General features: G+C 66.5%; 13 protein-coding genes. 3 read left to right on the top strand and 10 right to left on the bottom strand.

From position 1 onward, the window contains the following. Nucleotides 1-30 precede the first annotated feature (30 nt). The 6 genes from J1N50_RS05090 to J1N50_RS05065 form a co-directional block, all read right to left on the bottom strand. Nucleotides 31-1,365 carry an outer membrane protein assembly factor BamB family protein gene (locus tag J1N50_RS05090; RefSeq protein ID WP_215350656.1) on the bottom strand — a complete coding sequence of 445 codons (1,335 nt, stop codon included), beginning with the start codon at nucleotides 1,363-1,365 and terminating at the stop codon, nucleotides 31-33. Continuing rightward, complete coding sequence (locus J1N50_RS05085) at nucleotides 1,366-2,169, bottom strand: tetratricopeptide repeat protein (RefSeq protein ID WP_215350655.1); 804 nt, start codon at nucleotides 2,167-2,169, stop codon at nucleotides 1,366-1,368. 100 nt (nucleotides 2,170-2,269) lie between these two features. Beyond that, entirely contained in the window at nucleotides 2,270-3,133 is an 864-nt protein-coding gene (panB, locus tag J1N50_RS05080) for a 3-methyl-2-oxobutanoate hydroxymethyltransferase (RefSeq protein ID WP_215350654.1), read from the bottom strand. Between the two features lie 92 nt (nucleotides 3,134-3,225). After that, entirely contained in the window at nucleotides 3,226-4,299 is a 1,074-nt protein-coding gene (locus tag J1N50_RS05075) for a glycerophosphodiester phosphodiesterase (protein ID WP_215350653.1), read from the bottom strand. Next, entirely contained in the window at nucleotides 4,296-4,643 is a 348-nt protein-coding gene (locus J1N50_RS05070) for an ArsC family reductase (protein ID WP_215350652.1), read from the bottom strand. Before J1N50_RS05070 ends, J1N50_RS05075 begins: the two co-directional genes overlap by 4 nt. Nucleotides 4,644-4,688: 45 nt before the next feature. Continuing rightward, nucleotides 4,689-5,366 (bottom strand): cyclic nucleotide-binding domain-containing protein, encoded by a 678-nt coding sequence (locus J1N50_RS05065; protein ID WP_215350651.1) that lies wholly within the window; start codon nucleotides 5,364-5,366, stop codon nucleotides 4,689-4,691. Nucleotides 5,367-5,629: 263 nt separating this feature from the next. Here J1N50_RS05065 and J1N50_RS05060 point away from each other — a divergent pair, with 263 nt between their 5' ends. Beyond that, the gene (locus J1N50_RS05060; protein WP_215350650.1) at nucleotides 5,630-7,003 is read left to right on the top strand and encodes a class II 3-deoxy-7-phosphoheptulonate synthase; all 1,374 of its coding nucleotides are present in this window, start codon (nucleotides 5,630-5,632) and stop codon (nucleotides 7,001-7,003) included. Nucleotides 7,004-7,122: 119 nt separating this feature from the next. Here the strand turns inward: J1N50_RS05060 and J1N50_RS05055 are convergent, their stop codons facing one another. Further along, complete coding sequence (locus J1N50_RS05055; RefSeq protein WP_246553136.1) at nucleotides 7,123-8,625, bottom strand: M28 family peptidase; 1,503 nt, start codon at nucleotides 8,623-8,625, stop codon at nucleotides 7,123-7,125. Between the two features lie 68 nt (nucleotides 8,626-8,693). Continuing rightward, the gene (locus J1N50_RS05050; RefSeq protein WP_215350649.1) at nucleotides 8,694-9,503 is read right to left on the bottom strand and encodes an HpcH/HpaI aldolase/citrate lyase family protein; all 810 of its coding nucleotides are present in this window, start codon (nucleotides 9,501-9,503) and stop codon (nucleotides 8,694-8,696) included. An 84-nt stretch (nucleotides 9,504-9,587) separates the two neighbouring features. Here J1N50_RS05050 and J1N50_RS05045 point away from each other — a divergent pair, with 84 nt between their 5' ends. Then, nucleotides 9,588-10,502 (top strand): SPFH domain-containing protein, encoded by a 915-nt coding sequence (locus tag J1N50_RS05045; protein WP_215350648.1) that lies wholly within the window; start codon nucleotides 9,588-9,590, stop codon nucleotides 10,500-10,502. Nucleotide 10,503: 1 nt separating this feature from the next. Next, entirely contained in the window at nucleotides 10,504-10,950 is a 447-nt protein-coding gene (locus J1N50_RS05040) for an NfeD family protein (protein ID WP_215350647.1), read from the top strand. Between the two features lie 124 nt (nucleotides 10,951-11,074). Here J1N50_RS05040 and J1N50_RS05035 read toward each other — a convergent pair whose 3' ends face one another. Together J1N50_RS05035 and J1N50_RS05030 are read right to left on the bottom strand one after the other, a co-directional pair. Then, the gene (locus tag J1N50_RS05035; RefSeq protein WP_215350646.1) at nucleotides 11,075-11,620 is read right to left on the bottom strand and encodes a GNAT family N-acetyltransferase; all 546 of its coding nucleotides are present in this window, start codon (nucleotides 11,618-11,620) and stop codon (nucleotides 11,075-11,077) included. A 46-nt stretch (nucleotides 11,621-11,666) separates the two neighbouring features. Continuing rightward, nucleotides 11,667-12,227: a hypothetical protein gene (locus J1N50_RS05030; RefSeq protein ID WP_215350645.1), complete on the bottom strand. Its 561-nt coding sequence runs from the start codon at nucleotides 12,225-12,227 to the stop codon at nucleotides 11,667-11,669. Between the last annotated feature and the right edge of the window lie 334 nt (nucleotides 12,228-12,561).

Below are 12,561 nucleotides of genomic sequence, written 5' to 3'. Positions count from 1 at the left end.
TTATCCGGGCCGCCCCGGCCCGGACGCTTGTCAGCGCCAGGCCGTGATGCGCCCGTCGTCTGCCAAAATATACAAGATATTGTTCGCGACCACCGGCGACTGCGACAGCGGCGCCTTGAATTCGGTCGTCGCGATCGTCGATCCATCGGTCGGCGAGAATTCGACGAGCTGCCCCTCGCTGTTCACCGCGATCAGGCGCCCGCCCGCCAATATGGGGCCGGTCCAGCGGATCGGGTCCTTCTTCTTCTTCTCGGTCTCGACGCGGAAGCGCGCGAGTTGCTGGAGCCAGCGGACCTTGCCGCTGCCGCGCGCAACGCAGAGCAGCTTGCCGTCGTCGGTCATCGCATAAACCCACTCGCCGACCACATAGGGCGTCGAGATGCCTGCGATCGAAATTTCCCAGCTCCGCTGGCCGGTCACAAGCTCGTAGCTCGCCATGCGGCCGCCTTGACCGAGCGCGAAGACGCGGCCGCGGTCGATGACCGGGTCGGCATCGACATCCGACAGCGTCGACACCGACAGCGCCATCGAGGTGCGCGCAAGAGCGTCTTCCCAGAGGTCGCGGCCGTTCTCGTAACGATAGGCCTGCACCTCGCCCGACGAATAGCCGGCAACGATTGTGCCTTGCGCCGCCGCCGGCGACCCCGCGCCGAAGATGCTGCCTGCCTCGAGCGAGGCCGTCGCCTGCCACTGCACCGCGCCGTTCGCGGCGTTGAGCGCGAAGATCTGGTTATCCTGGCTGATCACATAGACCCCGCCGAAAGCGACCGTCGGCGCGCCGCGCAGCGGACCCGCAGGCTTCGCCTTCCACAGCACCGAACCGTCGGTAGCGTTCAGCGCGGCCACGTCGCCCGAGCCGCTGGTGGCATAGACGGTGGTGCCATCGACCGCCGCGCCCCCTCCGAACAGCGAATTCTTGAAATCCTTGCCCGTGCTGCCGATCGACACGCTCCACAGCTTCGCGCCGGTATCGGCGGCAAAGGCCGAAACGACCGCATCGGTATCGACGACGAACAGGCGGTTGTCGGCGATCACCGGCGAAGCGGCGAGACGCTGCTTGTTGTTGCTGCCCGCGATGCTGGCTTCCCATATCTTGGTGCGCGCCGCGCCGAGCGCGGGATGGCCCATCGATTTGGAAGCGTTGCCGCCCGATTGCGCCCAGTTCGGATTCACGACCGGCTCGGGCAGCACGACCGCGACCGACTCGGTGGCGGGATCGACCTTGATACTGTTGTCGTTCGACAGGATCGACACGCGCTGGCCGACTGTCGGGGTCTTGGGACCGCCATTACCCTTGAACGCACCGCAGCCCGCCAGCGGCAGCGCAATCAGCATCGCGCCCGCCACATAGTGAAGTTTCCGCATTTACTTGGCTTCCTCGCTCGTTGCGGCCGCCGCTGCGTCCGGCGTGCCTTTCTGGTTCGCGGCGACGCGTTCGGCCACACGCTTCGCATCGGCCGCGATGCTCGCTGCCGCGCGGTCGGCGACCGCATCGACGCCGAGCATTCCCGCCATCTGGACGGCGCGCGACTGCAGCGATTTCGAAATTTGCGGCGTCCTGGCGATCCGGCCGTACAGCTTGCCCGCCTCGTCGAATTTGCCCTGCTGGTAATAGGCCGCGGCGCTGAGTTCGGCGGCGCTCGGGAACCAGCTCGACGCCGGATCCTTCGCATCGACGATCGGCTTCAGCCGCGCGATGACCGCTTCGGGCTTCAGCGTGTCGAATTCGAGCGCGGTCTGGCGGATCAGCGCCATGTCGCGCAGCGACTGGTCGAGCTTCGTGTCTGCAGCGACCTTTGCGACGAGCGCGGCGGCGCCCTTGATGTCGCCCGACTGCGCCTTCAGGTTCGACTGTTCGAGGAGCGCGGCAGCGCGGTACGCGGGATCGCCCTCGCCCTCCAGCGTCTTCAGCGCCGCGGCGGCCGCCGACGGCTGGCCGCTCGCCACCTTGTCGAACGCCGCCAGCAGTTCTTCGGCTTTTTCGCCGCGCGCGACCTCCTGCCGATGACCCCAATAGAGGTAACCGCCGAAAGCGAGCAGCGCCGCGATCACGCCCGCGACGATCCAGCGGCCGAAGCGCTGCATGATCGTGTCGAGCCGATCCTTGCGAACCGCCTCATCGACTTCCTGCAGCAGCGCCGCATTGTTGTTCGTCGGGCTCAGGGCCAATCAAACCTCCATAAACCAGCGCCGACGCCGCATGAGCCGCGCCCGCCGGCCGCTTCCTTAGCGGCGGCGCCGACAAAGGCCAAGTGTTTCACTCGGCGTCTCATCCTTCGTAAATCTGATCCCCCGTCGGGAATGAACGGGACCTGACTTCGTCCGCATAATCCTTCACGGCATCGGTAACCGCGCCCGACAAAGTTCCATAGCGTTTGACGAATTTGGGGACGCGTTCGAACATGCCGAGCATGTCGTCGGTGACCAGCACCTGCCCGTCGCATTGCGCCGAGGCGCCGATGCCGATCGTCGGGCAGGCAACCTTGTTCGTGATCTCGATCGCGATCGATTCGAGCACGCCCTCGATGACGATCGAAAAAGCGCCCGCCTGCGCCACCGCGACCGCGTCCTCGACGATCGATCGCGCTTCCTCCTCGCTCTTGCCGCGCACGCCATAGCCGCCGAGGATATTGACCGCCTGCGGCGTCAGCCCGACGTGCCCCATCACCGGGATGCCGCGCTGGGTGAGGAATTCGATCGTCGGGGCCAGCACCTTGCCGCCCTCGACCTTCACCGCCGCCGCGCCGGTTTCCTTGAGCAGGCGCGCGGCATTGTCGAACGCCTGCTGCGGGCTGCCCTCGTAACTGCCGAAGGGCATGTCGACGATCACCGCGGCATGATAGCTGCCGCGCACGACCGCAGCGCCGTGCAGCGCCATCATGTCCATCGTCACGCCGACCGTATGCGGCAGGCCATAGATCACCTGGGCGAGCGAATCGCCGACGAGCAGCATGTCGCAATGCGGGTCGAGCAACTGCGCCATGCGGACGGTGTAGGCGGTGAGCATCACGATCGGCTCGCCGCCCTTGCGCTGGCGGATGCGCGGCACCGTCAGGCGCTTCATCGGCTGCGGGGTCGGATTGGCGCGGCTCGTCGACGTGTCGAGCGTGAGCGTTTTGGGGAGCGTGGACATGGCGCGGGGGTCTAGCCGATGCGCCCCGCTTTGCCAATCTTATCCGCCCGTCCATCGGGAGTACCGAACCGCAGCCCGCACCCCCCCGGCCGTCATTTCCCCTCGCCCGCCTTCACCGCGGGGACCGCCTCGCGCGGATTGTCGCTGAACAGGCCATCGATACCGGCCGCGAGATAGGCACGAACCTCGGCGGCGAGATCGCCGTGCCCGGCGGGATCGAGCCCGCCCTTGTCGGCGAGCGGCAGGAAATAATTCTCGCGGCGGAACGTCCAGGGGTGGACCTTGAGGCCCACGGCATGGGCGTCGCGGACCAGGTTCGTCGGGTCGCCCATCGTGCCGAGCGCGCTCCGCGGAATGATCATTTCCTTGTATGGCCCGATCCCGTCGGCGTAGGCGGCGACCGCCTTCAGCCCCGCCGGCGTCGCCATCGCGGCATAAGTGAGCTTCGGATCGTCGGCGGGACCGCCCTCGGCGTCCATCAACTGGATCAGAGGCAGATCGCTCTTCGCGCGGATCGCCTTCAGGTTGGCAACTTCGAAGCTCTGGATGAACACCGGCGCCTTGCGGCCGCGATAGCCATATCGGTCGAGAATCGCGAGCAAGGGCGGCTCGTGAGGCAGGCCGATCGACGCGAAATAGGTCGGATGCTTGGTTTCGGGATAGACGCCCACCGGCTTCACCCGGCTCGTGTTGGTCTCGGCCAGCAGGTCGAGGATTTCGGCGAAGGTCGGGATGTCATATTCGCCGTCGTGCGCGGTGCCGCGAAGCTGCGGCAACCGCTCCTTCGCACGCAGCGTCTTGAGTTCGGCGAGCGTGAAATCCTCTGTGAACCAGCCCGTCACCGGCTTGCCGTCGATCGTCTTCGTCGCCTTGCGGTCCGCGAATTCGGGATGATCGGCGACATCGGTCGTCTCCGAAATCTCGTTCTCGTGCCGCGCGACGAGGACGCCGTCCTTGGTGAGCACAAGATCGGGCTCGATAAAGTCGGCGCCAAGCGCGATCGCCAGGCGGTAGCTCGCCAGCGTATGTTCGGGCCGTTCGCCCGACGCGCCGCGATGCGCGATGACGATCGGCGGTTGGCCGTCGAGCGTAGGTTCGGCCGCCACGGGATCAGCCCCGCATCCGGCCAGCGACAGCGCGAGCAGCGCAGCGAGCCAGCGGATCATGCAAAACGCCGCTGCCAGTCGTCGGCCGAAAATCCGACGCTGAGATCGCCGTCGGCATCGACGAGCGGGCGGCGGATCATCGCGGGCTGGTCGAGCATCAGCGCCATCGCCGATGTGGCGCCCAGCCCTTCCTTCGCAGCTTCGGGCAGCTTGCGAAAGGTCGTACCGCTCCGGTTGAGCAGTTTCTCCCAGCCAAGCGCGTCGATCCAGCCCTGCAGCCGCGCCGCGTCGAGCCCGTCCTTGCGATAATCGTGAAATTCATATGCGACGCCGTGATCGTCGAGCCAGCGGCGCGCCTTTTTGACCGTGTCGCAGTTGGGGATGCCATAGAGTGTCAGTGTCATGAGCGCCGCGTAGAGCCTGCCGATTACAGATCGAAGGCAGCGACCCTAGGACAGCGACGCGGCGCCTGCAATGCGGCCATTCGCGCTTGCCAGCTTTCCGCGGAGCGCACGCGCGAAGCCCTCGTGGAGCGCCCCCGCGACATCGGGATGCGTCCCCAGATAGGCGCGCAGCCCGGCAGCGGGGATGAACCACAGCCGCGCGTTGCTGGTCAGCACGACGGTTCCCGTCGCGTGGGCGCCGTCGAGCACCGTCGCCTCGCCGATCAGCGCGCCGTCGGCAAGCGCGCCCACGTCGGCGCCGTCGCGGCGGATCGCCGCCCGCCCCTCGGCAAGATAGAAAAGGCAGGGAGCGGCTTCATTTTCGCGGATCAGCACTTCGCCGCGCCTGGCCGAAATCCAGAATCCCTGGTCGATCAGCGTGCGCGCGGTCGCGGGCGGCAGTCCCTGGAAATGGAGATCGCGCAACTCCTGCTCCTCGCGCGAGAAGCGGGTCTGCGAACCCTGCCACCACAGCCGCGCGATCAGACCGAGGTTCACGAGAAGGATCGCGAGGATCAGCAGCGTGAACAGCGTTCCGCGCCAGCCATAGAGTGCGACCGGCAGCGCAAGGAGCGCAGCAACCGCGAGGCCGAGGCGGACATGATTGACCCGCGCCACGAAGCTCGCGACGAGCAACGCGACGAGTGCCCCATAACCGAACCAGGCCGGATCGAAATTGGCCATATCCAACGACTTTTACGGTACGGTCCCCAAGCGGACCACTAGGCCGATAACGTTACCGATTGCCCAACGCCTTGATGCAAAATCGGCAGGCGGCTGCAAAAATCTGAAATAAACTATCATTTTCCAACGGACGAGAAAAGCTTCCCTGCGCAAAATGTCTTCTTCGGCTAATTATATCACTCGCGCTTGCTTCCCGGGGACATAAGCGTCATGGCGGCGGGTGATTCGCGTTTGGATGGAAACTGGCGTAAAAGACGGTCGATATGACGAAACAATGGCAACCGCACAGCTGGCGCTCGCACGAAGCCCGCCAGCTCCCGACCTACAGCGACGACGCGGCGCTCGCCGCGGCCGAGAAGGAACTCGCCGGCTATCCGCCGCTCGTCTTTGCGGGCGAGGCCCGTGACCTGACCGCCGACCTTGGCCGCGTCGCCGAGGGCAAGGCCTTCCTGCTCCAGGGCGGCGACTGCGCCGAGAGCTTTGCCGAATTCCACCCGAACAACATCCGCGACACCTTCCGCGTGCTGCTCCAGATGGCGGTCGTGCTCACCTTCGCATCGAAAATGCCGGTGGTGAAGGTCGGCCGCATGGCGGGCCAGTTCGCGAAGCCGCGCTCGGCGGACATGGAAGAGGTGAACGGCGTCGAGCTGCCGAGCTATCGCGGCGACATCATCAACGACATCGCGTTCGAGGCCGCGGGCCGCGCGCCCGATCCGCAGCGCATGGTCAAGGCATACAACCAGTCGGCGGCGACACTGAACCTGCTGCGCGCCTTCGCCGGCGGCGGCTATGCCAATCTGCACCAGGTCAACGCCTGGACGCACGACTTCATGGACCGCAGCCCGTGGGCGAAGAAATATCAGGAAACCGCTGCGCGGATTTCCGAGGCGCTCGCCTTCATGGAAGCGTGCGGCGTGACCCCCGAAACCGTCCCGCAGATCAAGGGCACCAGCTTCTACACCAGCCACGAAGCGCTGCTGCTCCCCTATGAGCAGGCGCTGACGCGGCAGGACAGCCTGACCGGCGGCTGGTACGGCCTGTCGGGCCATTTTCTGTGGATCGGCGACCGCACCCGCTTCGAGGGGTCGGCGCATGTCGAATATCTGCGCGGCGTCGGCAATCCGATCGGCATGAAGTGCGGCCCGAGCCTCGAGCCCGACGTGCTGCTGCGGCTGCTCGACACGCTGAACCCGAACCGCGTGCCGGGCCGGATGACGTTGATCACGCGATACGGCCACGACAAGATCGAGGCGCATCTGCCCAAGCTCGTCCGCGCGGTGAAGGAGGCGGGCCACCCCGTCGTCTGGTCGTGCGACCCGATGCACGGCAACGTCATCAAGACGAACAACGGCTACAAGACGCGGCCGTTCGAGCGCATCCTCGCCGAAGTGCGCGGCTTCTTCGCCGTGCACCGCGCCGAGGGAACGCATGGCGGCGGCATCCATATCGAGATGACCGGCCAGAATGTCACCGAATGCACGGGCGGCGCGATGGATGTGACCCAGATGGATCTGGCCGACCGCTACCATACACATTGCGATCCGCGCCTCAACGCGGGGCAGAGCCTCGAGCTTGCTTTCCTGCTGGCCGAAATGCTCAATCAGGAAATGGCGGACCGGGCCAGGCAGGCGGCCTAATAGTCAAAATAGAGATGTGTTCCCCCGCCAAGGCGGGGCTCCATCTCCGGTCGTATCGAACTCAGCGGCGGGTGATGGATCCCCGCCTTCGCGGGGACGCACGCCTTCATTCCGACCCCTTATTGTCCCGGCCACAGCTTCGTGTCGGCGAACACCCGCCCAAGCGCGACGTGCAGATCGGCATCCTCCGCCGCGCCGCCGAGCGGCACCTTGTCGGAAAATTCGTCGCTGGTGCCGTGGTAGTCGCTTTCGAGGAATTTTTCGAGCAGCGGCATGTCCGAGAAGCTGCCGCCGACCATCAGCGAGGTGACGCCCTTCGCGCCGAGCGCCCAGCCGTCCTGTCGCTGGACGAAGGCGTCGGCTTCGCCGTCCTCGTCGAGCTTGCGGCCGAGCTTCGTCGCCGCATCGCGCACCACCGCATCATAGGCGGGCTTGCCGCGTCCGATCGTCGCGACGGGGGTGCCGCGCGGCGAGATGGCAATCGTATCGATGTTGAGCGCGACGGTGATGTCGGCGAGCGGCACCACCGGATGGTCGGCGAACCAGTGCGCGCCGAGCAGGCCCTTTTCCTCGGCGGTCGTCGCCATGAAATAGATATCGCGGTCGGGACGCTTCCCGCTCGCGAGGCGCTTCGCCACGGACAGCAGCACTGCGATCCCGCTGGCATTGTCGACCGCGCCGTTGCAGATTCGGTCCTGCGGATCGTCCGGCGCGCAGATGCCGAGATGGTCCCAATGGCCGAGAAACAGCACCGCCTTGCCGTCCGGCTTCGCGCCCGGCAGCTTTGCGATGATATTGTTGCTTTCATAAGCGCGCACGACCGAGGTGGTCGCGAAGTCCGCGGTCGCAGACAGCGCCGCACCCTTGTAATCGGCCGCCTGCGCTGCGGCACGAAGCGCGGCTCCATCCTGTCCCGCCTTCCGGAACAGCGTATCGGCAGCCGCGGGCGACAGGAAGCCGGTTACGGGTGCGCCCGGCGCGGCCGAAGCAAGGCGAGTTGCTTTGCCGCCGACTGAACTCTGGAGCTGGCTCCATAATGCGTCATCGGTGGCAACGACCAGCACCGCGCTCGCACCCGCATCGGCCAGCTTCTGCCGCCGTTCGCGATAGCGCGGAAGATTCTCGCCGAAAGGCGCATTGTCATAGAGCATCACGGCGACCTTGCCGCTGACGTCGGCATTGACCTTGCCCGCGCCGTCAAGGCCATAGCCGACGAACACGACCGGCAGGTTTGCCAGCGAGACTTTGGCATCGCGCCCGGTCAGCAGTACGCCGTCTGCGCCGATGCCGAGATCGCTGCCGTTCACCCTGAACCTGGCCGTCCCGCCCGTCGCCTGCGTCTCGACCAGCGGAACGCCCTGCAGCCAGGGGGTTGCGCTGCCCGGAACGGGTTCGAGCCCGAGCTTCGCCCACTCGCCGACGACATAGGCGATCGTGCGATCCTCGCCCTCGGTGCCGGGGGCGCGGCCTTCGAAGGCATCGCTCGACAGGATTTTTATATGATCGGCGAGTTCGGCCTCGGTCACCGGCGCGTCGCCCTTGGCGGGAGCGGCGGAAACGGCGGGAGCGACGGCCAAAAGGGCGACGGCCGCAATGGCGGCCCGGAATTTCGTGATTTTCATGGGGCTGCCGCATGGCATTTCCGCCACCGACAGACAAGTCGCGTTCGTCGAACGACGAACGGCAGCCGCTACCGCCCCGCTCGCTCCAGCAACGCGCGCGCCGCCGCGACATGCATATCCTCGATCATCCGCCCTTCGTGCCGCTGCGCGCCGCCGGTCGCAGCGGCGACCAGGGCCTCGGCCTCGGCAATCTGGCGTGCCGACGGCGCGAAAGCCGCATTGCACGGGTCGACCTGCGACGGGTGGATCAGCGTCTTGCCGTCGAAGCCGAGCCGCCGCCCCTCGGCCGCTTCCGCCGCGAAGCCCGCCGCATCGTCGAGCGCGTTATATACGCCGTCGAACGCCCGGACGCCGGCCGCGCGTGCCGCGAGCACGATGGTCTGGATCGCGACGCTCATCGCGCTGCGGTCCATGCCGTCCGGCAGCTTCAATTCGTGCGCCAGATCGTTAAGACCGGCGATCAGGCCCACAACGGCCGGATCACTTGCAATGCCGCGCGCGGCATAGATGGCGACCGGCGTCTCGATCATCGCCAGGATCGGCACGCCCAGCACGCGCACCGGATCCAGGTCGGCGACCGCATCGACCTTCGGCAGCACGACCGCGTCGAGCGCGAGGCCGTAGAGCGCCGTGATGTCGGCCTCCTGTTCCCAGCTTCCGGACGCGTTGACCCGCACGGCGATACGCTTGCCGGGATAGCCCGCCTCGACCGCGCGGCGCATCGCCTCGCGCGCTTCGATCTTGCGGTCCGCGGGCACCGCATCCTCAAGGTCGATGATCAGCAGGTCGGCGGCGAGCCCCCGGGCCTTTTCGAGCGCGCGCGCGTTCGATCCGGGGACATAGAGCAGCGAGCGGGGCGGTGCGGCGTCGGTCGTCATGCGCTTTTCTGTGGCGCACCCGCGGCATTGCCGCAATAAGGAAGCGGGTTTGCAACGACGCAATCTTGCAAGAGGGGATGATCGATGGAATTCGCGCTCGCGCTGGTGGTTCTGGCCCTGGTGTTCCTGATCTGGGCGCTGACGCCCGTGCGGCAGGGCTATGCCTACACCATCGAACGCTTCGGCCGCTTCACCCACACCGCGCAGCCCGGCCTCAACTTCATCATGCCGATCTTCGACCGCGTCGGGCGCAAGGTGAACATGATGGAGCAAGTGCTCGACATTCCCGGGCAGGAAATCATCACCAAGGACAATGCGATGGTCGCGGTCGACGGCGTCGTCTTCTTCCAGGTGCTCGACGCCGCAAAGGCGGCCTATGAGGTGAGCGACCTTTATCTCTCGATCATGAACCTGACGACGACGAACCTGCGCACCGTGATGGGTTCGATGGACCTCGACGAAACGCTGTCGAAGCGCGACGAGATCAACACGCGGCTGCTGCACGTCGTCGACGATGCGACGACGCCTTGGGGGGTCAAGATCACCCGCGTCGAGATCAAGGACATCCGTCCGCCCGCCGACATCTCGAACGCGATGGCGCGGCAGATGAAGGCCGAACGCGAAAAGCGCGCCAACATCCTCGAGGCGGAGGGCAGCAGGGCGTCGGAGATCCTGCGCGCCGAGGGGCAGAAGCAGAGCCAGATTCTTGAGGCCGAGGGCCGCCGCGAAGCCGCCTTCCGCGACGCCGAAGCCCGCGAGCGCGAAGCCGAGGCCGAAGCGAAAGCGACGCAGATGGTGAGCCAGGCGATCGCCAGCGGCAATGCGCAGGCGATCAATTACTTCATCGCGCAGAAATATGTCGAGGCGGTGAGCCAGTTCGCGACCAGCCCGAACAGCAAGACGATCCTGTTCCCGGTCGAGGCGACGCAGCTGATCGGCACGCTGGGCGGCATCGGCGAGCTCGCCAGGGACGCGCTCGAACGCAAGACGGGAGCCTGACATGCCCGACTTCATCGCCAATATGGAACCGCATTGGGCGTGGCTCTCGCTGGGCGTGCTGCTCGCCGCCGCCGAGATCGTCGCGCCGGGCTTTTTCCTGATCTGGGTCGGCGCCGCGGCGGTCGTCACGGGTGTCGTCGCCTGGGTCGTGCCGCTGAGCATCCCGCTCCAGCTCGGGATCTTCGCGATCCTGTCGTTCGTCGCGCTCTACGGCGGACGCCGCTGGCTGAAGGCGAACCCGATCACCACCACCGACCCGCACCTCAACCAGCGCGGCGGCCGCCTCGTCGGCGAGGTGCTGACGGTGACCAAGGCGATCGAGGACGGCCGCGGCCGCGCCAGGGTCGGCGACGGCGAATGGCCGGTGCACGGGCCCGATACGGCCGAAGGCGCGAAGGTCCGCGTCGTCAGCGCCGACGGCGGCGTGCTGGTGGTCGAGGCGGCTTAACGCCAGCAAAATTTAGCCGCGTGTCCCCGCGAAGGCGGGGACCCATCTCCTGCCGGTTCGAATTAGCACCAGCCGATGATGGACCCCCGCCTGCGCGGGGGCGCACGGCTCTCCGACGGATAGACTAGCCCCCGCGCGGCCGCGAATAGATCGCCACCACATGCCCCAGCGCGTCGCTGTCGCCGATGCGCCGGAAGCCCAGCTTTGCCGATACGCGCTCCGACGCCGCGTTGCCATGGTCGATGATGCAGCGCACTTCGCTGGCGTCGAGGTTCGCATCGGCCCATGCGAGCGCCGCGGTCATCGCCTCGGTCGCATAGCCGGCGCCCCAATGATCGGCGTCGAACGCCCAGCCCGCCTCGGGACAATCCTCAAGCTCGGGAATGCCGCGGCAGAAGTAGCTCAAGCCCCCCATGCCGACGAGCGCATCGCTCGCGCGGTCGGCGAAGACCCAATAGCCGAAGCCCATCACCGGCCAGAGCCCCGCCGAGCTCAGGAACTTGCCCCAGCTGGCGTCGGGCGTGCGCGGTTCGCCGCCGATGAAGCGCGTGACGCGCGCGTCGGCCCACATCGCGATATGGACGTCCTTGTCCGAAAAGCGCGTCGGGCGAAGGCGAAGGCGATCGGTCTCGATCATCGGGGCCGCGGTGAATTTCGGGTCGGTGAACATGGAAGCCGCCATGCCGCAGCGCCGGGGCGCCGGTCAATCCGCCCGATCAATCCGCGACGAAGAAATGGTCGAACAGGTCGTGCAGCACCGCCTTGCCGTCGACCTGCGGCTTGGTCCGCAGGACCGCCAGCGTATCGACGCGCGCCAGCACGTCGACGTGGCGCGTCACCACCTGATAGGCTGGGCGATCGACGAAATGGTGGAACAGGAAGATGCAGTCGGGCTTGCAGTGAATGATCGACTGCAACAGGCAGGCGACGCGAAAGCGGCCGTCGAGCAGCACCGCATCGGGGCTGCCCGACAGTTTTCGCCAGACATCGATATGATAGCGCGGCCAGTCGCGCGCCCGGCCCGCGTCGGCCGGATAACCGCCCTCGCGCGTCGGGCCGATATCGGCATGAAAGGGGGTGAAATCGATCGCGGCGCGCGCCAGATTCTGCCCCACTTCGTCGAGCCAGGCGGCGTCGCCGTCGACCGCGACGATCTTGCGCACCTGCCGCGCCGCGACGAGCGTCGCGTTACCGCAGCCGAACTGGAGCAGCGAATCCCGTCCCGCGAGTTGCAACTCAAGCTGCGTGATCTCCGCCGCCGACATCCGTGGCTGCATGACGCCTCCCCTGACCCCTAGCGGGGATATGGGACAGAGACAGGGACGTCCAGAGGCAAGCGGCTGCCGGGGGCAGGACGCTGCCATGCCTTGCCAGGTCATCGCGGCATGGATTTTCAAAGTTCAGGAAAGTTCAGCCCATTGCGTCGCCGGTTTGGGACCGGGGGGATTGCCGAACGCCTCCCGCCCGCCTCGCCGCGTTGATTCCCCACGTAAGAGCGTGGGATGAAGGCTGACACAGCGGGATAATGTAGGAAAGACCCTTCTTTGCGTCGGCTTTGGGGTGGGGAGCGGCCCTTCAATTCTCGTCATGCTGGCTGCGGCGATGCTATAA

It is taken from the genome of Sphingopyxis soli, from assembly GCF_018682675.1.
Lineage (GTDB): Bacteria > Pseudomonadota > Alphaproteobacteria > Sphingomonadales > Sphingomonadaceae > Sphingopyxis > Sphingopyxis soli.
Note: the sequence above shows the minus strand (reverse complement) of the source record. Positions and strands in the feature narration are given on the sequence as shown.

Coding starts and splice junctions, on each gene's coding strand:
- J1N50_RS05090 (WP_215350656.1), bottom strand. CDS start 1,365: ATGCGGAAACTTCACTATGTGGCGGGCGCGATGCTGATTGCGCTGCCG.
- panB (WP_215350654.1), bottom strand. CDS start 3,133: ATGTCCACGCTCCCCAAAACGCTCACGCTCGACACGTCGACGAGCCGC.
- J1N50_RS05075 (WP_215350653.1), bottom strand. CDS start 4,299: ATGATCCGCTGGCTCGCTGCGCTGCTCGCGCTGTCGCTGGCCGGATGC.
- J1N50_RS05070 (WP_215350652.1), bottom strand. CDS start 4,643: ATGACACTGACACTCTATGGCATCCCCAACTGCGACACGGTCAAAAAG.
- J1N50_RS05065 (WP_215350651.1), bottom strand. CDS start 5,366: ATGGCCAATTTCGATCCGGCCTGGTTCGGTTATGGGGCACTCGTCGCG.
- J1N50_RS05060 (WP_215350650.1), top strand. CDS start 5,630: ATGACGAAACAATGGCAACCGCACAGCTGGCGCTCGCACGAAGCCCGC.
- J1N50_RS05055 (WP_246553136.1), bottom strand. CDS start 8,625: ATGAAAATCACGAAATTCCGGGCCGCCATTGCGGCCGTCGCCCTTTTG.
- J1N50_RS05050 (WP_215350649.1), bottom strand. CDS start 9,503: ATGACGACCGACGCCGCACCGCCCCGCTCGCTGCTCTATGTCCCCGGA.
- J1N50_RS05045 (WP_215350648.1), top strand. CDS start 9,588: ATGGAATTCGCGCTCGCGCTGGTGGTTCTGGCCCTGGTGTTCCTGATC.
- J1N50_RS05040 (WP_215350647.1), top strand. CDS start 10,504: ATGCCCGACTTCATCGCCAATATGGAACCGCATTGGGCGTGGCTCTCG.
- J1N50_RS05035 (WP_215350646.1), bottom strand. CDS start 11,620: ATGTTCACCGACCCGAAATTCACCGCGGCCCCGATGATCGAGACCGAT.
- J1N50_RS05030 (WP_215350645.1), bottom strand. CDS start 12,227: ATGCAGCCACGGATGTCGGCGGCGGAGATCACGCAGCTTGAGTTGCAA.